The sequence below is a fragment of the Leuconostoc suionicum genome (assembly GCF_001891125.1).
Taxonomy (GTDB): Bacteria; Bacillota; Bacilli; order Lactobacillales; family Lactobacillaceae; genus Leuconostoc; species Leuconostoc suionicum.
Genome location: NZ_CP015247.1, coordinates 1243525 through 1266160 on the forward strand (window position 1 = coordinate 1243525; position 22636 = coordinate 1266160).

Below are 22636 nucleotides of genomic sequence, written 5' to 3' on the forward strand. Positions count from 1 at the left end.
CAATAGCAACCTCCAAGGTGTCCAAAATTACGTCTTTGTTTTGCTCGCATCTTCCGCAAAATTTCTTCATGTCCTGACGGTAATTTTTCCAATTCATCGGTTCTAATATAGATAATCATAGCTGTAAGGCTGAATAAAGTCAAGTGAAATATTTAATCTGTTATCTTATAAGTCACCGTGTATTCTTTCACCTGGTTAGCTGGCAGCACAATGTCGCCAAATCCCTCATGATTCACGGCGTCCGGCAATGTTTGCATTTCAACAGCGAGAGCTGTGAATGGTGCATTTTCTGCCCAATCATCATCGTGATCTTTGATTCCTGGATTAGTCATAAAAATAACAACACCATTCCGATCTGAATCGACTGTTAGTGTTCGGCCACTAACAGGCTCTCGCACAATAACACCAACTTCATCACGCTGCTCATCTAGCAACCAGGCATCATCAAATTGATCATCCCCTATTTTACGTAGCTGTGCGAAGTCAAATTTGGAATGCTGATTTTCTACCAATCGGCCAGTAGGAATTGTTTCGGCATCTACTTCAACATGTTTGTGAGATGCCACTCGCAACTCATGATTTGTGATATCGGCATCTTTTCCAGCTAAGTTGAAATAAACATGTGTCATAGGATTATACAGTGTTGGTTCTGTTGATTCACCACTGAACTTAATCGTTAACTTATCGTCGTCATAAAGTGTATAAGTCACATTCATCTGTAATTGACCAGGAAATTCATCGTCAAACGTATGTGACAAAACTACTTCTGCAGCTGTACCCATGTTGCGTGCTGTTCCTTGCCAGTTAATCGTATCAAAACCATTTACACTTGAATGTAAGACATGCCCATTTTCATTTGGTGTTAATGTAAATGCCGTGCCAGATAAATTGTATGAAGTTTTAGATAGTCGACCACCCACACGTCCAATAGTATTTCCAAAATGGAAAGGATTGTCTAAGTAATGCTCTAAATCATCAAATTGAACCAGCAATTCTTTTTTCTCTCCTAATCGCTCAATAGAAAAAGACTGCCATGTCGCTCCATACGATATAACCGTTACTTGAGTATGATTAATGTTTTCTAACGTGAACGCGGTTACCTTTTCGCCATTAGGCAATGTACCAAACACTTCTTCTGTAACTTTCATATGATACCTCTTTCATTTAGTTAAAAAATTTGTTTAAACTATTTATCTAACCTAATCATAAATCACTTGGATAACACACAACAAGCATTATCTCTTAATTCAATAAATGTTTTTAAAAAATGATATACTAATGTTGGAAGCGCTATCATTTATTTTAAAAAGGTCGTTAAATTATGGAAAAATCATTATTTAATATCGTTAATGAGCACACGCTTGAATCAAGTATATTCTTTGATTTCTCTGGCGTAAGTAAAACTTTCTCTGGTCATGCTTCTGGCCCATTAAAACGTTCACATTATCTGCTTCACTTTGTCTTAGAAGGCCAAGGAACCTACTTTACCATGAACCGTAAATATACACTGGAAGCAGGTGACCTTTTCCTTATACGACCTGACGAAACAATTTTTTATCAAGCCGATTTGAATAATCCGTGGCACTATGCATGGATATCCATTGGTGGTTCTGAAACAGCACAATTAATTGAGAACTTCTCGCCTTTTCGTAATCACCATGATACTTTCTCTTGCGCAACTGTTGAAAATTATCTTAAATTAATTGTTGAATCACTAACGTTAACAAGTCATGGGCCACAAACCGAATTGCGATTAAATCAAATTGCTAGTGAAATACTCCTGTTGCTAATGAAGGAAAACACGTGGAACGTCGTTGAGCAACAAAACGCAACAATACGCCCCATGTCAGAATACACTAAATTATCATTGGCCTATATCAATAATAATTTTACTTACGACACATCTATTACTGACATAGCTGATGCTATCAAAATCAACCGTTCTTACCTTTCACGACTCTTTCGACGAGATGTAGGTATTTCACCAAAGAAATTTTTATTACGACTTCGTATTAACGAAGCTTGCCAATTACTTCAAACAACTCAGTTATCAATTAATCAAATTTCCGAAAAGGTTGGTTTTAGCAACCCTTCTGTTTTCGGCCACTCATTTACAGAGCTCATCCATGAAACACCTAGTGCATATCGAAAACGAAGAAGTTTCAATAGTATCCAAGAACAACACTCATTAGAATGGCAACAGATCAATGATATTTTAGGACAATTAAGTGCTGTGCGGCAATCTACTTAATCATTAAGCTTAGTCGTGCCATTACCGACATGTGCCACGTAAAATTCTGGGGCATAGCCGACCACATTCATATAGTCATCATAGACTTTGTTTTCAAAATTAGAAATGGCTGTTTCTTTAACAAGTGCTATTGCACAACCACCGAATCCAGCACCTGTCATTCGTGCTCCTAAAACGCCTGGCTGTTTTTGTGCGGACTGAACTAGCGTATCTAATTCAAGTCCAGTAACTTCATAATCTTCTTTTAAAGAGGCATGAGAATCATTCATTAGTTGTCCAAATGTTTGCAAATCACCGTCGGACAATGCTTTTTTTGCTTTTAAAGTGCGCTGATTTTCATAAACTGCATGACGCGCTCGTTTTACGAGTATTTCATCGTGAATCAATGCAACATTGTCATCAAACTCTTCATCAGTCAATTCACCTAATGACTTAATATTAAGTTCCGTTTGTAGTAACTTTAACGCAGTTTCACATTGTGCGCGCCTTTCGTTGTACTTCGAATCGCCTAACTCACGACGTTTATTCGTATTCATAATAACAATCGCATATTCACCAAGGACAATAGGAACTAACTCATACGTCAAAGTATTTGTATCTAACAAGATAGCTTTTTGTTCTTGACCAAAACCAATTGCAAACTGATCCATAATGCCAGTATTGAGACCAAAATATTCATTTTCAACTTTTTGACCAATTTTAACTAATGATAACCTAGAAACATCCAGTTTAAACAAATCCTTTAAAATAACACCTACTAGTAACTCTAACGACGCCGATGAAGAAAGACCTGCACCATTGGGAATGTTGCCCTCGACCAACAGATCAAACCCTGTGTCGAGTACATACCCCTGCTCTATTAATTTGACGATAACGCCTTTAACATAGTTGGTCCACCCATCATTTACATCAAAATCAAGTTTCTTATAGTCTAACTGCACTACGCCTTTTTCATCAAAATTAACCGAATAAACTAAAATACGATTATCATCTCGTTTTCTGGCAACACCATAAGTCCCATAAGTGATTGCAGCGGGAAAAACGTGACCGCCATTATAGTCCGTGTGCTCACCAATTAGATTAATCCGCCCTGGCGAAAAATACTGTTGGGTTTCGTGAGGACCAAACTTTTCAGCAAACTTCGTGTTTAGTGCTTTAATTCTTTTCATGAGTAGTCAACCTTTCAAATTATACTGATTACTTCTTGCTGTAGCGTAATTCGAGTTCTGCAACTATCTTAGCGTGCTTTTTTTCAGTTAGTGTCACTTTAAACATGAAAATAAGTAAGGAAACAATCATCAATGCTGCAGGAATATAAAATGCATATAATTTATAAGTATGGATGCCACTGGCCGTCATATCATTAAATGTCGCATTACCAGTCATACCAGCAGCTATTGCGACAAACCCAACAATAGCATTTGAGAATGCGCCAGCTAATTTATCTAATAAAGGGCGCAATGACAGTGTTACAGCCTCATTCCGCTGACCATTTTTCCATTGCCCATACTCCACAGAATCTGTAATCGTCATTAATACTGACAAAAAGATAAGTTGTTGTGGGAAATAAAAGAATATTAATCCCAAACCAACAATCCACAAGTTGGTACCAGCAATTGTAAACATGACATAGCTTAACACCATGAGCCCAATACCACTAGCAAATACATAACGACGTGTCATTAGTTTGGCTAAAAACGGAAACAGAGGTACAGCAATAATACCCGTAATCATAGATATCACACCTACCATTGCAAACTCTGTCACCTGACCAATGACGAACTTGAAATAAAATAATAACACACCAGTCGTGGCCACATTAGCGATAGCATAGAACATGTAAGATAATGCTAACCAAAGTAACTGGTCATTTTTGATAATGGCTTTAAATACATCCAAAATATTATACTTTTCGCTGGCTTGTGTTCTTAAAACGGTTTCATTTTCTTTTGAAAATTTAGCCGTTACTATTGCTGAACCAGCTGACAAAACCCCAACAATTAATGCAAACCAAAACCAACCCGTTGCACTCTCTTTACCACTACCACCCGTGAGCACAGTGAAGAATGCCACAATAGGAACAACCAAAGCAGTTGTACCGTTAGCACCCAGTGATGAACCAAAGCGAGCAAATGTTGCTAAAGTACCACGTTCCGCGGTATCAGTTGATAACGCCGGAATCATTGACCAAAAGGCAATATCTTTGAATGAGTAGAAACTATCCAAAATGATAAAAACAATTGTAAACAGTACGAGGTAAAGTGTCGGGTTACTAACAGATAAACCAAAGAAGTTTGTGAAGATTACCAGTAAGGATACACCCGAGATAACTCCGCCAATCACTAACCAAGGTTTGAATTTTCCAAATTTGGTTCGTGTATTATCAATAACACTACCAATAATCGGATCAAAAATAATTTCTACTAAGCGAATACCGACGACCAGTGAGGTAACAATACCAATATACTTGGACTCAGTCGCCTTATCACTACCCGCAAATAGTGTGCTCGTAACAAAAATCATGAAATATGTTGATAACGTTACGTAATACGCATCATGGCCAAATGCACCAAATGCGTATGAAAAACGCTGCTTCATTTTATCAGACATCTTTCGACTCCTTATATTTTATTCTGTTCAGGATATGTATCAACAATACTATGTAAGCGTTTACAATAATAGTGCAATTTGTTTCCTCTTTTCGTTGTTTTGTGATATTTTTTGATTTGAAATAAAAAACTATCGCTGTTACACGATAGTTTTGGCCGGTAAGAAACTTTATTCTAGACTATGTTGATTATATTGATGTAATGTCATTTTAAGATTGTCTTTCATTTCAAAAATAGATATTGAAGCATTGTCAGGATTGTTATGGTAGGAATGTGTGATCCGAGTTGCTAACTTACGAATCAAGGCTCCATGAGTGACAACCAAAATCTTGTCTCCATCTTGTGACTCAGAAAAGACATGTTGTAATCCTTGCTCAATACGACTCCAAAATTCTAACGAATTCTCTGCATCATGCGTGGGATCAATTAACTTAAATTGATCCATAATATCGTCTTCAGGAAAATATTTTGCTAATTCACTATCATTTTCTACAGTAGTTTTATTAATCTTTTTCAAATCAAACAACTTTGAAAATATATTGAGCTTATCTCCTTCAAAAGAACCGAAAAATTGTTCACGAAAATTAGGAATATATTCTAATGGAATCGTTTGTTTATTTTTGTTTTCTGACAATATGATGGCAGTAGTTGCTTTAGCACGACCTAAATCACTGGAATATACTTTGGCAAATGGCACTCGATTGATTGTTTTTCCAACATGAGAAACATTATTAACTCCCTCATTAGTTAACAACGAATCTGACCAACCTTGTATTTTTTGACAAGTATTAAAGTATGTTTCGCCGTGGCGAACAAAATATAATTGAACTTTTTTTAACATTTCAATTCCCCAACTTTTCTCGCAGTTGCATGGCCATCTCAAAATCATCTGTAAAAATACCAGTCATTTGAAGAGAAAATAATTTTTTCATCTGTTCTTCATCGTTAACCGTCCAAATCCGCTGTTCAATATTAGTTTCCGATAAAGACTCATAGTTTAAATGTAATGCTTGGAGATGATTATCAGATATCACTTTTTCTGGATCTAATATCTTAAATGGACTTAAAAATGCTAGGTTCAGTGTGTTATCAATTTGATACAAACGGTTTAAGGTTTGAATATTAAAAGAAGAAAATACTATTGGTTGTTTAAAATCATAGTCTTTGAGTGTATTTAATACTATTTCTTCTATACCTGGATATTCGAATTGATCTGTTTTCAACTCAATATTTAATTGAATATTCGAATGATTAAAAACCGCTAACACATCATCAAAGGTTGGGATATGTTCATCATGGATTTTATTTTGATTTTTTCTGTTTTCATCGTTTACTAGATAAATAGCGTGTAAATCTGCAAAATTGATATCTTTAATATAGCCAGAACTATCAGTTGTTCGATCTAATTTTTCATCATGAATAATAACAGGAACATTATCCTTTGTTAAATGTACATCAAACTCAACAGCTTCACCATTCTGTGCTAAATATTCAAATCCAGAAATAGAATTTTCAACAAATTTTACTGGCATACCACGATGACCAAAAATTGTTGTTGACATGTGTTATTCTCCTGTTTGTTCGTTTGCTTCCTTAATATCAGCAGTTGTTTGCTTTGCTGCCTTGCTAAGCTCCGAATCAACGTCCTTACCATTAATAACATTTTCCATGGCATTTTGTGTATTAACACGTTCTTTGGACATTGCTGTAATCAATGCGCCTGCACTAGCTGCATTAATCTTTGTGGCTTTCAATTGATTGACTGGTGCTGCTAAAATAGGCGTTTCCTTAAAGGCATCTTTTAGTAGTTTCGTATCATATGATTTAGTATTAACAGCAAAGTACCCTGTGTCAATTGACCACTGTGCTTGTTCCTTAGCCGATGTAGCAAACTTCAAAAATTCAAATGAACCTTTCTGAACTTTAGTAGACTTTCCCTTTGAAAGCCAGATACTAGCACCACCAATAACAACACCGTTGGCTTTTGTACCTTCTGGATGAGGCAAATAAGTTACGCCAACATTAAAATTAGCATTTTTCTTGATATTACCTAATGAAGCTGATGAGTTCATAAACATATCTATTTGACCAGAGGTAAAGGCTGAAACTTCATTGTCTCCTGCATTTGCGCCCGTTCCATAGTCAACTAATGTACCAGCTGTAGCATTTGTTTTGATCCAGTTCAGAATGTTTTTACCAGCTTTATTATTAAAGGTAGCTTTGGTAGCTGTCTTTTTACGACCATTGCTATTGTTGACTAACGTTTGATTTTGATTAGCAAGCAATTCTTCAAAAGTCCATCCGTAAGGAAGAATTGATAACTTTGCACTACCAGTTTTTTCCTTCAGTTTTTTTGCAGCAGCAGTGACCTGTTCATAAGTTGGATTTGTTGGTAAATCATCAATACCTGCATCTTTAAAGGCATCCTTATTATAATAAAGCACTGGTGCACTTGAGTTGAAAGGCATTGAATACAATTTTCCATCAATAGTATAATAATTCAAAATATTTTTTCGCAAATTTTTAGTATTATAATTATACTTTTTAATCAATGTTTCCATAGGTTCAATCATACCTGATGTAGATAATTGCTTAGTCGAAATTTCGTTTGACTGGAATAAGTCGGGTGCCTTACTTGTGCCACCAACAGACAAAAACTTTGGTAATGCTTCGACATATTGCCCCTGGAATTCTGGTGTAACTTTATACTTTGTCTGTGACGCATTGAAATCATTAACAATACGTTCAATCGCTTGCTGGTTTTGTCCCGTCATCGAATGCCAAAACACAATGTTTTGACGTTTGGTTTCTGCAGCATGAACCTGCGTTAATGGCAACAAAGAGCTTAATCCGATAGTTGCCAGCGCAGTATACTTTGCAAAATTTTCAAGCATTTTATATTCTCCTATTTACTATATCAATTAATGGACTCTTCTCTATAAAAAGATAAACAAACTACTTAATTACACCATTTGTTAAACCTTTTTTAAAATATTTCTGACCTAGGAATATGATCAACAAGGTAGGAATGACTGAAACGATTGTTGCCGCCATAATCAGTCCCCAATTACTTGCTGTATCTTGCGAACGTAATTGTCTCAACCCAATTTGAACCGTTCGAACCTTATCATTTGTTGTGGAAATCAGTGGCCACAAATACATATTCCAATTTGTTAAAAAGCTATACAACGCAAACGTAATAATACTAACTCTGGTATAAGGCATCACAACTCTTGTAGCAAATTGAAAATGATTTAATCCCTCGATGTCACTCAATTGTCGTAAGGCCGTAGGAATTTGTTCAAAGCTTGTCTTCATCATAAATGTGCCGAAAGCCGACGCCAAAAATGGCAATCCTATTGCTGCGTAAGTATTCAATAAGTTCAAATCACGCATTGTTGCAAAATTAGGAATAATTTGTGCTTCAAATGGCAACATCATCGTACTTAAAAATAATATAAAGGTAACTTTTTTGAATTTAAACTTCAAAAAAACAAATGCATAGGCTGCCATAATTGACAAAATAACTTGTCCAATCATAACTAGTCCCGAAACAATAAAACTATGCAATAGAAATTTAGTCATCGGTGTATTAGTAAAAACTTTAACATAATTTCCAAATTCAAGATGTTTGGGCCAGAGATTTCCCTGAGCAATGGATTGACTTGAAGACAAACTCAACGAAATACCTAAAAAAAGTGGTAATAACAGTAGTATTGTTAAAATAATTAGTGAAATTAGGCGAAAGGTTTTTTGAAAGTTACTAGTTTGCATCTTTAGCCCCTTTCTTATTTTTCACATAAAATTGAATCATCGTGAATACCATAATAATTATTGTCAAAATAACAGATTGTGCACTTGCTCGACCAACACTATGATTGACGAAGGCGTCTTGATAAATAGCATATACTAGCAAATTAGTATGATAATCCGGACCACCGGAGGTTAAAATATCAACTTGTCCAAATGTTTGAAATGCATTAATCAACGTTACAACAGTAACAAAAAATATCGTAGCACTGGTTGCTGGAATCGTAATTTTTCTAAGCCTCATCCACCAAGATGCGCCATCTAAATCAGCAACTTGATACAGGTCTTGTGGAATCCCCTGAATGGCGCCTAGTAAAATTAAAAATGAAAACCCAAGATTCATCCAAACTGTCGTACCAATAATTGCTACCAGTGACCAAGTTTGATCAGATAAAAAATTAATTTGTGGTAAATGCAGTAAAGTAAGTATTTTACTAAACAAACCAATTTGTGGATTAAACATAAACAGCCATAAAATTGAAGCAACAGTTACAGAAACACCCATCGTCGATGAAAACATTGTTCGAAAGATGGCGATTCCTTTCATTTTTTGGCTGGCAAGAACAGCCATCAGATATGACATGATTAACGTTGCTATCGTTGAGAAAAATACAAATATCAATGTCACTGTAAATGATGTACCAAAACTATCTGAACTAAACAAATTTGAGAAATTTTTAAACCCAATAAATTTAATTGGATTTCCCATTAAATCAGTTAATTGCATGCTGAGAATAAATGTTTTTACCATTGGATAAAAAACAAAAATTCCTAGAATAATGAACGACGGTAACAATAGCGACCATGCCAATAAATTTTGACTCGACGATTGTACCTTTTTATTTTTTTTCATAATATTTTAATCCAACTTCTTAACAGGTATTTTTTAAATAGCAGCTAACTCTGATTGACCAATTTTAATCAAATTACCTTCTGCTGTGAAAAGTAATACCTTATCTAGCAAGATATCGAAGTTAACTGAATCTCCCAAAGTTAAATTAATTTGTTCACTAGCTTTAATTCTAAAAGATTTACCAAAACCAATCTCAACTTCTATATTTGTACCATCCCCCAATGGCTCAATATGCGTCACTTTTCCTGTTAGTTTTCCAGTATTATTCATAACTATATTTTCCGGACGAACACCTAACTTAAAATTACCTTGAACCTTTTCAAAATTAAACGGTATCTTGAAAGTCTTATTTAATTCTAAAATATCATTTTTAATACTGACATCGACTAAGTTAATCGCTGGGGATCCAAAAAAATCAGCTACAAATGTATTGGCTGGAACATTATAAAGATCTAAGGGCGAACCAATTTGCTCTATCTTACCATCGTTCAATAACATGACTTGATCGCCCATTGTCATTGCTTCTGTTTGATCATGTGTAACATAGATAACTGTTATACCAAGTTGTTGTTGTAATGAGCGTATCTCTTTGCGCATTTCAGCTCGAAGTTTAGCATCTAAATTTGATAATGGTTCATCCATTAATATAATTTGAGCATCGGATACTAATGCCCGCGCCAAAGAAACACGTTGTCGCTGACCACCAGATAAATTACCTGGCTTTTTATCTTTATATTCTTCTAAATGAACTAAATTTAATACTTCACGTAGTTTTTTTTGTTGAATATCTTTAGCAGTATGTCTTGCTGCTAAACCAAATACAATATTTTCTGAAACTGTCAAATTAGGCATCAATGCATAATTTTGAAAGACCATAGACAAATTTCTGTTTTTTGGCGGTAATTGCGTTACATCTTTACCATCAATAACAATTGCTCCCTCGTCTATGGGAATAAATCCTGCAATAGCATTTAAAATAGTACTTTTACCTGATCCTGATGCACCAACTAATATATAGAATTGTCCATTTTCAATTGTTGTATTAATATCTGTTAGAACCTCTTCTCCATTTTCATACGTCTTTTTCAAATGTTGCAATTCAATCGACATACCATTAGCTCTCTTTCATTTCGCATCGATGCCATCATATTTGTTAACATTTCAACTATAACAACTGTTTGTAAATGCAAATACTAAAAAATGTAAATTGTATAAACGCAAAGTAATCAATAAGTATTTTTTACGTAAAAAAACATCACATTACTATTTAAAGCTTGCGATGTTTTAAAAAAATATAATTTTTGATGAAATTTAGCTTACTGCATATTCGCTCAATGCGTGATCAATTTCAAGCAACTCTTCTGGTGAAAATGATAAATTGTCCAAAGCTTTGACATTTTCTATAACCTGTTTTGGATTACTAGCACCAATCAAAACACTAGCCAATTCAGGAATTCGTAAATTCCAAGCAAGTGCCATTTGTGGTAGCGTTTGACCTCTCCTTTGTGCAATTTGATTCAACTTTTGCACCGTATTAATCGTTGGCTCAACTTTTTCTGGTGTCAAAAAAGGAATTGTCGCTTTGTTTGCACGTGAATTATTTGGAATACCTTTCAAGTATTTATCTGACAACAACCCTTGAGCTAGTGAGCTAAATCCAACCGCACCTTTTTTGTTTTCTCCTAATGTTGTAAACAAATCTTGCTCGGCTTTACGATCAAACATATTGTAACGTGGTTGATGAATGATGAACGGCGTCTTTAATTCTTTAAAAATATCGATAATCTCTTGTGTTTCTTGACTTGAATATTTAGAAATACCAATATAAAGCGCCTTTCCTTGACGAACCAGTTGGTCTAAAGCCTGTGCGGTTTCTGCAACTGGCGTCATCGGATCAGGACGGTGACTATAAAAAATATCAAAATAGTCTAAACCAGTGCGTCTTAAGCTTTGATCCGCACTGGCAACGATACTTTTTCGAGAATTCCAATTACCATAAGGCCCTGGCCACATTTCGTGACCAGCCTTGCTTGCAATAACCATCTCATCACGATAAGGTTTCATATCCGTAGCCATAATCTTGCCGAAATTTTCTTCAGCGCTTCCTGGTATAGGACCATAATTATTGGCTAAATCAAAATACGTGATACCCAAATCAAAAGCTTGATGAATAATTTCCTTTTGGTTTTCGTAGGGATCCACACTACCAAAGTTATTCCAAAGCCCCAAACTAATAGCTGAAATCTGTAATCCACTGTTGCCAACTCTGTTATATATCATTTTCTCGTAACGATCTTTATTAGCGCTATACATTTGCTTCTCCTTCTGTATTTGACCACAAAAAACTATAATGATAATGATCGTTTGATAATAAAAACTCAGGCGACACGCTTGGAGACCAAGAATCATCGCCACCAACACCCATATGATAGCCATCGATGTTCAACCAAACACCCTCTTCAGGTTTTAATAGGTGTCGGTGGGTGGCAGCCGACAATTGTGCTTGACTAAATTGACTCAAATTAAATGAAAAACGTTGTTCAAGTGCCCGAATGACATGATGATCAAATTCAAGGTACGCAACTTCCGTTCGCAAGCCATTTTCACTAGGAAAAACATACGGTGTATAAAGATCCTTCAAGGAAGCATTCCATTTGCCACGAATAGCCGATGAACGCCTATCTGGATAGTTTTCCATTGGACCCAATCCACTATACGCCACTGCGTTAGTCGTTGCGTTAATTTGAACACTCAATCCAATACGCGCTGGTTGTGGATCAGCAACTTGCCGCCAAACATCCACATACACTTTTAAATCACCAATATGAGTTATTCGATATTCTTTACTGGATATAAACATGATATGTTGATCAATCGGTGATAAAAATTGATGCTGTGTCGTGATTCGTACTTCATCTTTTACTGCTGTCCAGTTGAATTGCACAAGCCTTTCATTCAAATGATTGAACCCAGTTGCTTGCCATCTTTCAAACCAAGCATCTGGATCAATATTTGTCACCTCACTCACTCCAATATCATTGTCTAAAGCCGCTCTACTAAATTGATCTTTCAATGGGGACAGTACTTTTTCCTGTCCATTCTTTATCCAATTAGATAACCAACCTGTACGCTTATTAAACTGCCAGATAGCACCATCTAAAGAAATGGACAAGGAGTCTACCGCGTCATTTATAAGGAAATCATCATAATCATCAGAGGATGATGGTACCTCACTAATCATTAGTGGTTTATTTCTCAAAATAAATTGCTTGTAAGCTAGTAATGTTCCAGAGCGGATAAGGCCATCAGTGCTATCTTGAACAATCTGACAGTTCATGTAGACATCATCATTATTGTTATCGGAGAAATTTAAACTGACTCTCTCTTCAGTTTGGGGTGCTAAATTGAGTTTGATTTTTTGAGTCTTAATCACCTGATCATTTGACAAAATTTGATAAATTAAGGTCGCATCATTGACTGTTTTGAATAAATACTTACTTGAGACGATCATAGAGTTAACTTTCCCGGTTGGATCTTTTTCCAGTTGGAAAGCGAAATATTGTTGACAGTATTTTGCTTCCAGCAAAGCTGGTTTTGGAGTGCGATCAGGAAATAGTAACCCATCCAAGCTAAATTGGCGATCATTAGGATAATCACCAAAATCGCCACCATAAGCATAATATGATTGCCCTTCGTTATTTTTTGTGAGCAGGCCCTGATCTACCCAATCCCAAATGAAGCCACCCTGAAGTCTTGGATATTTTTCGAAAGCCTCCCAATATTTATTAAATCCACCTAAACTATTGCCCATGCTATGCGCATACTCACACAATATCAGTGGTCGCTTTTCTTTTGGCAAACCAATCCATTTTTTAATAGCCCATTTTGAGTTGACCTCTTCCACTTGATCTTGGTCAACACGTGCATACATCGGTGCAATAATGTCCGTTGCCGGTGTATCAGCACCACCACCCTCATACTGAATTGGACGAGAAGGGTCGGTCTTTTTAAGCCATTGATACATTGCATCATGATTATGCCCATAGCCAGACTCATTCCCCAAAGACCAAATAATAATTGATGGATGATTATAGTCTCTTTGGACCATTCGTGTCACTCGTTCCATCATCAGTGGTAAGTATTTAGGATCATTTGTAAGATAATTCATTGGCTTGACACCATGTGTCTCGATATTTGCCTCATCTACTAAATATAATCCATATTGATCACACAGCTCGTACCATCGTGAAGCGTTGGGATAATGAGAAAGCCGTACTGCATTAAAATTGTGCTCCTTCATCATCCGAATATCATCAATCATTGTTTTTTCATCAACATAATATCCTGTTTTTGAATTAAATTCATGCTTATTGACACCACGAATTAATAACGGTTGATTATTTAAAGTCAGTAAACCATCTTTAATCTGAATCTTTCTTATGCCAACTTTCTTATTTTCAATCTGATAGTTTTCTTCCTCATTGTGCAAAGAAACTTTTATATCATATAAATTTGGTACTTCAGCTGACCATAATGCCGGATTTTTTACTGGTAATTCTAAACTCACTTGATTATCATTAGCACCACGTTCGTCGATTATTCGATTACCAAATTGCTCTGTTGCTTTGAACAAGCTTATACCATGGTAAAATAATTCAGCAGTCACACTCAAGTTATCCGCCGAATTTCCAACTAACTGTGCCCTAACCTCAACGGTCGCGTCGTCAAGATCTTCATCCAGTTTTGTCTCAATTGCTAAATCCTGAAATCTTGTTTTTGGAACACGAATAAGATCAACATCACGAAAAATTCCTGACATTCGCCACATATCTTGATCTTCAAAATAGCTCGCCTTGCTCCACTTCAACACCAAAACAGCAATACGATTTTCACCAGCTCGCAATTCTTCAGTGATGTCAAATTCTGCTGGTAAGCGACTGTCTTCTGAATAGCCGACCCACTCTCCATTAACCCAAAGATAAAAGGCAGAACCAACGCCATTAAAGACAACATGCGATTCTGTGTTTTCTGCAAACCATTTATTATCAAGAAAGACCTTTTTGGAATAAGCGCCAATTGGATTCTCATTCGGCACATACGGTGGATTTACAGGGAATGGATAAGTAACGTTTGTATAAACAGGAACATCATAGTCCCCCTGTAACTGCCAATTACTAGGAACATGAATATTTTTTGACGTAGGCAAGTCTTTTTCTCGCCATTCTTCATCAATTTCTGATAGGTTTTCAAAATAACTAAACTGCCAAGGACCATTGAGGCTTTTTCGTGGTTGTTTAATTTCCTGTTTGTCTCGTTCATTAGCGTAACTCATACTCGTATGTAGTGATAATCGATTCCAATTCGTTACCACTGGGTTTTCCCAATCATGGCGCGCTAATATTTGTTTTATACTTGTCATATTTAATCCTCGAGAATTCTTCTGCCAAATTATACACACATCATATCATCGATGTTCAAAAATGTAAACGCTTACTTATCGGAGTTCATCTACTTTTGGGACTTAACGAACTTGTTAACCCTTTAGCTACCACTATTGAATAGGTTGAATACGACAGCAACTGCAACTATAATGAAGGAATTAGGAGTGTTGTATTAATTTCAATGATTCATTGGAGGAAATAATGGACAAGAATAGTAATCCACACGTGTTAAAAAAAATACCTTTGTCTTTACGCCATCACATGACGATTCCTTGGGCCAGTTTTATTAAAAGCAAAAATATTCCAGCTAAAAATGCTAGCCTCCAGGAACGCGCCTCAATTGTTGGTCGAATTGGTATTCTCATGTTGTCTTGCGGTACTGGAGCATGGCGTGTGCGAGATGCAATGAATAAGGTCGCTAGAAAACTAGATCTTACATGCTCTGCCGATATTGGATTAATTTCATTGGAATATACTTGTTTTAGCAATAATCAAAGTTATACTCAAGTATTATCCTTGCCAAATACAGGTGTAAATACCGACAAGCTAAATATTTTAGAGCATTTCGTTAACAATATCCAAGATGATTTTTCATCTTTAACTATTGGTCAAATTCATCATACGATTAACGACATTCAGAATAGACCAAAGCAATATACGCCGCTCACCTCAGGCCTCGCTGCTGCTCTAGCATGTAGCGCGTTCATTTTTTTACTTGGCGGTGGTATTCCAGAGATGATCTGTTCATTTATTGGTGCTGGAATTGGAAACTATGTCCGTTCAATTTTAGGTAAACATGCTATAACTACTATTGTGGGCGTCGCTATCAGTGTTGCCACAGCATGTATCACCTATATGTTTGCATTTAGAATATTCGAATTTTATTTCCATATTTTAGCTCAGCATGAAGCCGGATATATTGGGGCTATGCTCTTCGTTATTCCTGGTTTTCCTTTTATTACTAGCATGTTAGATATCTCTAAATTAGACATGCGCTCTGGTTTGGAAAGACTAGCTTACGCCATAATGATCACGCTAATTGCCACATTAGTGGGCTGGTTAGTCGCTTCGCTGGTTCATTTTCGACCAGCAAACTTTTTGCCACTTGGCTTATCGTCAGTCACACTGATGTTACTTCGTATCCCAGCCAGTTTTTGCGGTGTATTTGGTTTCTCAATCATGTTTAACAGCTCGAAAAAAATGGCTGCTGTAGCTGGTTGTATTGGGGCAATTGCCAACACTTTGCGACTAGAACTGGTCGATTTAACTACTATTCCTCCCGCAGCGGCGGCATTTGTTGCTGCTTTGGTTGCTGGATTAATCGCATCGATGGTCAATCGTTACAATGGTTATCCAAGAATTTCCTTAACTGTTCCTTCCATCGTCATTATGGTGCCTGGTTTGTATATCTATCGTGCAGTATATAATATTGGTAACAATCAAATCGGTATTGGCGCGCTATGGATGACCAAAGCTGCTTTAATTATCATGTTCTTACCACTCGGATTGTTTGTGGCACGTGCCATACTAGATAAAGACTGGCGGCATTTTGATTAATATAAACAAAAAAGCAGTAATACGCTAAATTAGCGTATTACTGCTTTTTTAAACAAGTATCAATATCCTTTATCTAGATCAACGACATTTTGAACAAACGTACCATTAGCCATAAATGAAGGCACATTTTTTTCAAATAAACGAAATAGTCCACCTACACGACCAGCACTTTCTTGTTCACCCCAACTTGTGTGTTGTGTCAACAAAATCTGTGGTCGCTCAAATAATGGATGATTCATTGGTAATGGTTCAGGTGTTGTGACGTCTAATGCAGCATATTTGACACGAGAATCATCAATTGCTGAAAGTAGATCGTCCTGATTCAAAGTTGTGCCACGCCCAATATTGATAAACAAAAACAATTGATTAAACTGTTGGAAAAAATGCTCATCAAAAAAGTTTTCAGTTTCTTTTGTCCCTGGTAATCCGTCAACAACAACTTGCGATTTAGCTAGTGCTTCTTGATAGTCAGAAATTGCATAAGTTGCATCGAACCCTTCAACAGGGCGACCTGTGGTATTTACACCAAAAACTACACCGCCCAATGATTTTACAGCATGAGCAATTTGCTGCCCAATTCGACCAGTACCAAACACCAAAACTGGTAATTCGCTCATCAAATACTGATCTGTAAAAGGTTCCCAATGTTTTCGTGTAGTATAAACATTTAAGCCACGAGCAAAGTGAAGAATATAGCCTAAAACAGTTTGAGATATAGGTACCGCTTTTAACCCACTCGCATTTGTCACAGTAATTTGACGATCCTGTAGCGTTTTCAAGGGTAAGTAGTCAACACCAGCCGATTGCGCCTGAATCCACTTTAATTTAGATTCTGGGTTAGCAAGAATTTTATGTCCAATTTCTGTATCCCAAGCATAACTTATCAATACCTCAGGTAATTGCTCATCGGTAATCGTATCTGGTGTCACAACGCTAATATCATATTGTGCAAGAAATTCACGGTTTTCTTGCGTTATTGCTTTCACTGCCAGTAATAATGCCATTTTAATTCATCTCCAATAATACTTGATTTATCACTGATATGATAAATAATTTTAGTGATGTTGTGCGATGACCTAATTCATAGGGTTCAGCACTACCTTTAATTATACGAGATTTCTAAATAATTAACATTAAAAAAGATTCCTCGTTAGCTATTGCACTATTCGCTTCTAAGCGTTATAGTAGTTTTATCATATTTTTCTAAGAAAGAAGGACGTATTATGTCAGAACAACGAAAGGCTAAAGCTGAAGATTTTGATTGGGACAACTTGGGATTTGAATACCATGACCTTCCTTATCGTTTTCGTGCCTATTATAAAGACGGTAAGTGGAGCGAAGGCGGTCTCGAAACTGATTCAAATATTCCAGTCAATGAAGCAGCAACCGGACTTCATTATGGACAAACAATTTTCGAGGGGTTGAAAGTTTATCGCCGTAAGGATGGTGGTGCAAACATTTTCCGTCCTGACCGTAATGCAAAACGTCTACAAAATTCAGCCGCTCGTTTGATGATGGCTCCCGTCCCTGAAGAACTTTTTGTGCGTGCTTTAAAAGAAGTTACGAAGGCAAACCAAGATTTTATACCACCCTACGGAACTGGCGCAACACTTTATCTACGTCCCTTTGAATTTGGTGGTGGCCCAGTTGTCGGCGTGCATCCAGCAGATAACTATGTCTTTGAAGTATACGCAACCCCTGTTGGTGCTTACTATAAGGGTGGCTTAACACCAACAGCCTACGTTACTAATCATTATGATCGTGCCGCTCATGGTGGTACTGGTGCAGCCAAGGCCGGTGGTAACTATGGTGCCTCAATGCTTGCTGGTGATGAAGCCCATGCTGCTGGGTATTCTGATGTTGTTTACTTGGATCCTCGTTTGCATGAGAATATTGAAGAGTTGGGATCAGCCAATTTCTTCGGTATCACAAAGGATGGTCGCTTCTTAACACCAAAGTCACCTTCAATCTTGCCTTCTGTCACAAAGTATTCATTACTTGAGGTAGCCAAGGAACTTGGATTGCAAGCCGAAGAAACTACTATTTCAATTAACGATCTTGACCAATTTGCCGAAGCCGGTGCGATGGGAACTGCCGCTGTAATTTCTCCTGTAGGTTCAATTACACATAACGGTAACAAGCACGTATTCTATTCTGAAACAGAAGTTGGTCCTTGGACACAAAAGCTTTACGATCGCTTGACAGCCATCCAATATGGTGACCAAGAAGGTCCCGAAGGTTGGGCAGTCGACGTACCACTTGATTAATATACTAAAAAAACGTCTTAGCGACGTTTTTTATTTTGTACTTAAAAAGTATTGACAGCGCTGCAGATTCTTGTTATTCTATTATAGTTGTTTGATTCAATCAAATAACAAATTGATCATGGCTCGTTGGTCAAGTGGTTAAGACGCCGCCCTTTCACGGCAGAATCGAGAGTTCGATTCTCTCACGAGCTACTAATTAAGTTGCAACTTTGGTTGTAGCTTTTTTTTGTTTCTATACCAATAAATCAAAAAATAAGAGCCTAAGATGGGCTCTTATTTTTGCTTAATTACAAATGGTTTCTTATTTTTTTGTTTAGCGGCAGCCACTTTTGCTCTTGATTCTTTTTTATGAGCTACGGGCCGATGATGCTTACTTTTATTCTTATTTTTGGAACGCTCGTTTACTTCAGGGACACGGGGATTAATATTTTCTAAAACAAAGTATGGTGCGCCAAAATTCACATATTCATACAGATAATCCTGTAAAGATTGAATTTTATCATGATTATTCACTGCTCTACTATTATTATAAAAGCCCTTCAAGCGTAATTGTTCAGCAGAAATATCCCCTACAATATAATCATACTGAGCTAGTAGTGGTGTATATCGAATGGCTAGTTTATCTTCATCAAAGGCATCTTTAAAGTCTTCAACTATTTCTAGCGTCAAACGGTCAATTTCAACCTCATTACCCAGCTTTTTAACTTCATAAGTCCCTTTGCGTTCCTCTTGTTGTTTGAGTGTACGTTCTTTTAGTGTGTCGTGATCCATTAGTTATCCTTATATTTATTCGCATAATAATTTGCCATAAGTTCACGCAAAAGTAGATTTAATTCTATTTTTGCTGGCGCTTGCGCTACATCTGGGAAAAAAGAAATCCACTTGTAATGATCGAGTGTCGCTATTTTATACAATTTACCTTTATCGATCGCCTCTCCATTATACAAAACTTCACCATTCTTTTGTCGATCAATACCATCAAAACGCATATAACCAAAAATTTTACCTCGAAACCCACTACCTTTCATAGGATACTGCGCTAGGTTGGTCATCTGTTCGTCAATACTGCGCAATAAGGAGAATAGTTTTTCTCCAGATATGTTAATTAGCATTGGATTAATTGCATGTGGCATACTTTCTAGTAGTTCATAGCGACTTAGTTTACCTTTTGGTAATTCTTCACTAAACATTCCTGTAGAAATCATCGATACCGGCACATTATAATACTGCCTCAAAGCACGTAGGCCATCATAAACCTGTTCATCTGGTGTTATTTCACGAGGCAATGTGCACACGTACTGTTGTTCGAGTAATTCTCGTCCCTTAGCAATCCAACCTCGAATTGTTTTATAATCATCATCATTTTCTGCTAACTCATAAGTGGGTGTTGTTATCGCTGACTTATGAATAATTCGATGGTCCTTAATGGTTAATGTAATATCACCGACGTTTTCGCCATAACGCCCTGCTGCTGCTAACAAAGTGCCATTAACCATTTTTCCTTGCGGTAACAAATGATGCGTATGGGCGCCCATAATAACATCTATGTCATATTTCTGAGCAATGTGCTCATCTGTTGGCAAACCCAAATGAGAGAGTAACAAAATAATATCTACTTGATTACGCAAAACTGGTAAGTACTTGTCTAATGTCGCATCAACAGCAATGGGCTCCCAGCCAAGTGCCGGATAAGTTAGTTGGTATGGTGCTGTTAAGCCTATGACACCTATTTTCGTGTCATCCTTAGTGGTCAAAATTTTGTAATTTTTAGCCCATTTAGGTTGCGTATCATGAGGCATTTCCTTCAAATTAGCCAATAACACATCAAAGTTAGCATTATCATATAAATGATTCATGGTGTCATGTGAGAAAACAAGCCCTTCATTGTTCCCAATAGTCACACCATCGTAATGTACATCATTCATTAGCGCAACATTGCTCAACCCCTGAGTTGCTTCGGTCAATGGATGTAACCTGTCAATTGCATCCCCAATATCAAATGTAAAACTCTCATCATACATAGCCTGACCTGCTAACAGATAGCGTGATATGCGCGGCCAATTTTCGAAATGCGAATGAATGTCATTTGTGTGTAATAAGTGAATTGTCCCCATTGGTTTCCTCTCTAGCCGATCACGAAATGATTTATATTTTAATTTTACACCTATCTACGTAAAAAGACGTCAACCGACGTCTTTTTATTGTCCAAAACGATACAAAAAATGACTAAAATCGTCCAAATTTGCAGGAAAAGCATTCAATCCCCAAATAAGTTGCTCTTTTTCCCCTGGTACTTTGAAACGAACGCCCCATTCATCATTTTTACTAGGATCATCATAAGATGGGCCACGGTATTCACTCATCCAAGTCGTAATATAGGCCATTGCTTCCTCAGAAAAATGATCCCAAACTTTGGTCATATCAACCCAATCCTCACGATAACGCCAATTAAAAGGCTCCCCTTTGTCATTTAAATGTGGATTATAAAACATAAAATCCTTATCTAGGATATCTTTTGCTTCCTGCGCCTTGGGATCACTCTGCCAGAAAGCGTGCCCCTCTTGACGTTTTACGTATATGTAATCAAAGCCCGTAACCAAATTACCTCGATAAAATACTAAAAAGTCTAATCGTTCTTGTGCCATTCTATTCCTCAATAACTATTAAATCTTTAGGCAACGCTACTGTCAAATTTTCAAAACCATCTGCTGTAACAATAATGTCATCCTCAATACGGACGCCACCCTGATTAGCTAGATAAATTCCTGGTTCAATTGTCAGCAAATGCCCAACTTGCATTTCATCACTAGAACGTGGGCTAATTGCTGGGCCTTCATGAATGTCCAGACCAACGCCATGACCCCCACCGTGATTAAATTGCTGTCCATAGCCATGTTCTGTAATATAATCACGTGCCACTTTATCAATTTCGCTACCCGATATTCCTGGTTTAACAACATCAATGGCATTTTGATTAGCCTGTTTAACAATTTCATAAATAGTCTTCAGCTCATCACTAACGTTTCCCACAGCAACTGTTCGTGTTACATCCGAAGTATAGCCATCAACATAGTACCCAAAATCGATGGTCACTAACTCACCATTTTCAATCACTTTGTCAGTTGCTTCACCGTGTGGTAATGCTGATCGATATCCAGAGGCAACGATTGTATCAAATGATGCCTTTTGCGAACCATATTTTTTTTGTAGTCTGTCTAATTCATTAGCAACTTCACGTTCTGTCTTACCTGGTTTTATAAAGGGTAACAAGTCCTTAAAGGCCTTCACTGAGGCATTAGCCGCCTTACGTAAGGCTTCTAATTCCTGCGCGTCTTTGACTTCACGTAACACTTCAATAGCTTTTGGTAATGCATCAAAATCAATATCTGCTGGCAATAATTCATCCAAGTAATCATAAATGTCATAAGGTAAGCTTGCTTCGAAAGCCAACTTCTTGATACCAAATTTTTGCGCTGTTTCTACGGCGACACCATAATAATCACGTGTGATTTTAAAATCAACACCCTCAGGTAATCTATTTTTGTAGTCTTCTTCATAACGAGCATCTGTAATTAAACGAGCATTTTTCTTGCCGATAACTACGATACCATCACCTGTGCCACCTTCAAATCCGGTTAAATACTTTGTATTAAAACCTTGATAAACAATCATACCGTCCAAGTTAAGCTTGGCCAGTAACTTCTGCAATTTAGCAATACGCGCCTCATAGTACTTTGACATAAAAATCCTCTTTCCTATAACTAATTTAATTATAACATCTGCAACGTTAATCATTTGTAAGTAAAAAAAGCTAACATATTATCTGCATAATACGTTAGCTTTTTCAG

19 protein-coding genes and 1 tRNA gene are annotated in these 22636 nt (G+C 36.8%); 4 read left to right on the forward strand and 16 right to left on the reverse strand.

The genetic code is table 11. The features are described from left to right. Positions 1-152: 152 nt before the first annotated feature. Entirely contained in the window at positions 153-1148 is a 996-nt protein-coding gene (locus A6B45_RS06255; protein WP_072613820.1) for an aldose epimerase family protein, read from the reverse strand. 173 nt (positions 1149-1321) lie between these two features. On the opposite strand from A6B45_RS06255, the gene A6B45_RS06260 reads away from it, so the two are divergent. Beyond that, entirely contained in the window at positions 1322-2251 is a 930-nt protein-coding gene (locus A6B45_RS06260; RefSeq protein ID WP_072613821.1) for an AraC family transcriptional regulator, read from the forward strand. Here A6B45_RS06260 and A6B45_RS06265 read toward each other — a convergent pair. The 10 genes from A6B45_RS06265 to A6B45_RS06310 form a co-directional block, all read right to left on the reverse strand. After that, positions 2248-3420 (reverse strand): galactokinase, encoded by a 1173-nt coding sequence (locus A6B45_RS06265; RefSeq protein WP_072613822.1) that lies wholly within the window; start codon positions 3418-3420, stop codon positions 2248-2250. The two genes, A6B45_RS06260 and A6B45_RS06265, sit on opposite strands and share 4 nt — an antisense overlap. Positions 3421-3448: 28 nt before the next feature. Next, positions 3449-4861 carry a glycoside-pentoside-hexuronide (GPH):cation symporter gene (locus A6B45_RS06270; RefSeq protein ID WP_072613823.1) on the reverse strand — a complete coding sequence of 471 codons (1413 nt, stop codon included), beginning with the start codon at positions 4859-4861 and terminating at the stop codon, positions 3449-3451. Positions 4862-5029: 168 nt separating this feature from the next. After that, the gene (locus A6B45_RS06275) at positions 5030-5701 is read right to left on the reverse strand and encodes a histidine phosphatase family protein (RefSeq protein WP_072613824.1); all 672 of its coding nucleotides are present in this window, start codon (positions 5699-5701) and stop codon (positions 5030-5032) included. A gap of 1 nt (position 5702) precedes the next feature. After that, complete coding sequence (locus tag A6B45_RS06280; protein ID WP_072613825.1) at positions 5703-6422, reverse strand: glycerophosphodiester phosphodiesterase family protein; 720 nt, start codon at positions 6420-6422, stop codon at positions 5703-5705. Positions 6423-6425: 3 nt separating this feature from the next. Then, on the reverse strand, positions 6426-7754 hold the full coding sequence (locus tag A6B45_RS06285; RefSeq protein WP_072613826.1) for an ABC transporter substrate-binding protein: 1329 nt from the start codon (positions 7752-7754) through the stop codon (positions 6426-6428). A 61-nt stretch (positions 7755-7815) separates the two neighbouring features. Next, positions 7816-8634 (reverse strand): carbohydrate ABC transporter permease, encoded by an 819-nt coding sequence (locus A6B45_RS06290; protein WP_072613827.1) that lies wholly within the window; start codon positions 8632-8634, stop codon positions 7816-7818. Further along, positions 8624-9523 (reverse strand): carbohydrate ABC transporter permease, encoded by a 900-nt coding sequence (locus A6B45_RS06295; protein ID WP_072613828.1) that lies wholly within the window; start codon positions 9521-9523, stop codon positions 8624-8626. Before A6B45_RS06295 ends, A6B45_RS06290 begins: the two co-directional genes overlap by 11 nt. A 33-nt stretch (positions 9524-9556) precedes the next feature. Beyond that, on the reverse strand, positions 9557-10633 hold the full coding sequence (locus A6B45_RS06300) for an ABC transporter ATP-binding protein (RefSeq protein ID WP_072613829.1): 1077 nt from the start codon (positions 10631-10633) through the stop codon (positions 9557-9559). Positions 10634-10834: 201 nt separating this feature from the next. Next, positions 10835-11836 carry an aldo/keto reductase gene (locus A6B45_RS06305; RefSeq protein ID WP_072613830.1) on the reverse strand — a complete coding sequence of 334 codons (1002 nt, stop codon included), beginning with the start codon at positions 11834-11836 and terminating at the stop codon, positions 10835-10837. Further along, a complete protein-coding gene (locus A6B45_RS06310; RefSeq protein WP_072613831.1) occupies positions 11829-14942 on the reverse strand; it encodes a beta-galactosidase in 3114 nt (1037 codons plus the stop codon). Before A6B45_RS06310 ends, A6B45_RS06305 begins: the two co-directional genes overlap by 8 nt. Before the next feature lie 223 nt (positions 14943-15165). Here A6B45_RS06310 and A6B45_RS06315 point away from each other — a divergent pair, with 223 nt between their 5' ends. Beyond that, positions 15166-16521: a threonine/serine exporter family protein gene (locus A6B45_RS06315; protein WP_072613832.1), complete on the forward strand. Its 1356-nt coding sequence runs from the start codon at positions 15166-15168 to the stop codon at positions 16519-16521. 59 nt (positions 16522-16580) lie between these two features. Here the strand turns inward: A6B45_RS06315 and A6B45_RS06320 are convergent, their stop codons facing one another. Further along, complete coding sequence (locus A6B45_RS06320; protein WP_072613833.1) at positions 16581-17525, reverse strand: NAD(P)-dependent oxidoreductase; 945 nt, start codon at positions 17523-17525, stop codon at positions 16581-16583. A 219-nt stretch (positions 17526-17744) separates the two neighbouring features. Here A6B45_RS06320 and A6B45_RS06325 point away from each other — a divergent pair, with 219 nt between their 5' ends. Both A6B45_RS06325 and A6B45_RS06330 read left to right on the forward strand, forming a co-directional pair. Next, complete coding sequence (locus A6B45_RS06325; RefSeq protein ID WP_072613834.1) at positions 17745-18788, forward strand: branched-chain amino acid aminotransferase; 1044 nt, start codon at positions 17745-17747, stop codon at positions 18786-18788. 120 nt (positions 18789-18908) lie between these two features. Beyond that, positions 18909-18980: transfer RNA gene (locus tag A6B45_RS06330), tRNA-Glu, on the forward strand. A gap of 81 nt (positions 18981-19061) precedes the next feature. On the opposite strand, the gene A6B45_RS06335 is transcribed toward A6B45_RS06330, so the two are convergent. From A6B45_RS06335 to A6B45_RS06350, 4 genes are all read right to left on the reverse strand, one after another. Continuing rightward, positions 19062-19559 (reverse strand): YutD family protein, encoded by a 498-nt coding sequence (locus A6B45_RS06335; protein ID WP_072613835.1) that lies wholly within the window; start codon positions 19557-19559, stop codon positions 19062-19064. Next, complete coding sequence (locus tag A6B45_RS06340) at positions 19559-20902, reverse strand: bifunctional metallophosphatase/5'-nucleotidase (protein WP_072613836.1); 1344 nt, start codon at positions 20900-20902, stop codon at positions 19559-19561. Before A6B45_RS06340 ends, A6B45_RS06335 begins: the two co-directional genes overlap by 1 nt. Before the next feature lie 84 nt (positions 20903-20986). Beyond that, on the reverse strand, positions 20987-21433 hold the full coding sequence (locus A6B45_RS06345; protein ID WP_072613837.1) for a hypothetical protein: 447 nt from the start codon (positions 21431-21433) through the stop codon (positions 20987-20989). Between the two features lies 1 nt (position 21434). Further along, positions 21435-22529 carry a M24 family metallopeptidase gene (locus A6B45_RS06350; protein ID WP_072613838.1) on the reverse strand — a complete coding sequence of 365 codons (1095 nt, stop codon included), beginning with the start codon at positions 22527-22529 and terminating at the stop codon, positions 21435-21437. Positions 22530-22636: the final 107 nt, after the last annotated feature.

What these genes read in the sequence shown, in the direction of transcription:
- A6B45_RS06255 (WP_072613820.1), bottom strand. Translation starts at nt 1,148, where the DNA reads ATGAAAGTTACAGAAGAAGTGTTTGGTACATTGCCTAATGGCGAAAAG.
- A6B45_RS06260 (WP_072613821.1), top strand. Translation starts at nt 1,322, where the DNA reads ATGGAAAAATCATTATTTAATATCGTTAATGAGCACACGCTTGAATCA.
- A6B45_RS06265 (WP_072613822.1), bottom strand. Translation starts at nt 3,420, where the DNA reads ATGAAAAGAATTAAAGCACTAAACACGAAGTTTGCTGAAAAGTTTGGT.
- A6B45_RS06270 (WP_072613823.1), bottom strand. Translation starts at nt 4,861, where the DNA reads ATGTCTGATAAAATGAAGCAGCGTTTTTCATACGCATTTGGTGCATTT.
- A6B45_RS06275 (WP_072613824.1), bottom strand. Translation starts at nt 5,701, where the DNA reads ATGTTAAAAAAAGTTCAATTATATTTTGTTCGCCACGGCGAAACATAC.
- A6B45_RS06280 (WP_072613825.1), bottom strand. Translation starts at nt 6,422, where the DNA reads ATGTCAACAACAATTTTTGGTCATCGTGGTATGCCAGTAAAATTTGTT.
- A6B45_RS06285 (WP_072613826.1), bottom strand. Translation starts at nt 7,754, where the DNA reads ATGCTTGAAAATTTTGCAAAGTATACTGCGCTGGCAACTATCGGATTA.
- A6B45_RS06290 (WP_072613827.1), bottom strand. Translation starts at nt 8,634, where the DNA reads ATGCAAACTAGTAACTTTCAAAAAACCTTTCGCCTAATTTCACTAATT.
- A6B45_RS06295 (WP_072613828.1), bottom strand. Translation starts at nt 9,523, where the DNA reads ATGAAAAAAAATAAAAAGGTACAATCGTCGAGTCAAAATTTATTGGCA.
- A6B45_RS06300 (WP_072613829.1), bottom strand. Translation starts at nt 10,633, where the DNA reads ATGTCGATTGAATTGCAACATTTGAAAAAGACGTATGAAAATGGAGAA.
- A6B45_RS06305 (WP_072613830.1), bottom strand. Translation starts at nt 11,836, where the DNA reads ATGTATAGCGCTAATAAAGATCGTTACGAGAAAATGATATATAACAGA.
- A6B45_RS06310 (WP_072613831.1), bottom strand. Translation starts at nt 14,942, where the DNA reads ATGACAAGTATAAAACAAATATTAGCGCGCCATGATTGGGAAAACCCA.
- A6B45_RS06315 (WP_072613832.1), top strand. Translation starts at nt 15,166, where the DNA reads ATGGACAAGAATAGTAATCCACACGTGTTAAAAAAAATACCTTTGTCT.
- A6B45_RS06320 (WP_072613833.1), bottom strand. Translation starts at nt 17,525, where the DNA reads ATGGCATTATTACTGGCAGTGAAAGCAATAACGCAAGAAAACCGTGAA.
- A6B45_RS06325 (WP_072613834.1), top strand. Translation starts at nt 17,745, where the DNA reads ATGTCAGAACAACGAAAGGCTAAAGCTGAAGATTTTGATTGGGACAAC.
- A6B45_RS06335 (WP_072613835.1), bottom strand. Translation starts at nt 19,559, where the DNA reads ATGGATCACGACACACTAAAAGAACGTACACTCAAACAACAAGAGGAA.
- A6B45_RS06340 (WP_072613836.1), bottom strand. Translation starts at nt 20,902, where the DNA reads ATGGGGACAATTCACTTATTACACACAAATGACATTCATTCGCATTTC.
- A6B45_RS06345 (WP_072613837.1), bottom strand. Translation starts at nt 21,433, where the DNA reads ATGGCACAAGAACGATTAGACTTTTTAGTATTTTATCGAGGTAATTTG.
- A6B45_RS06350 (WP_072613838.1), bottom strand. Translation starts at nt 22,529, where the DNA reads ATGTCAAAGTACTATGAGGCGCGTATTGCTAAATTGCAGAAGTTACTG.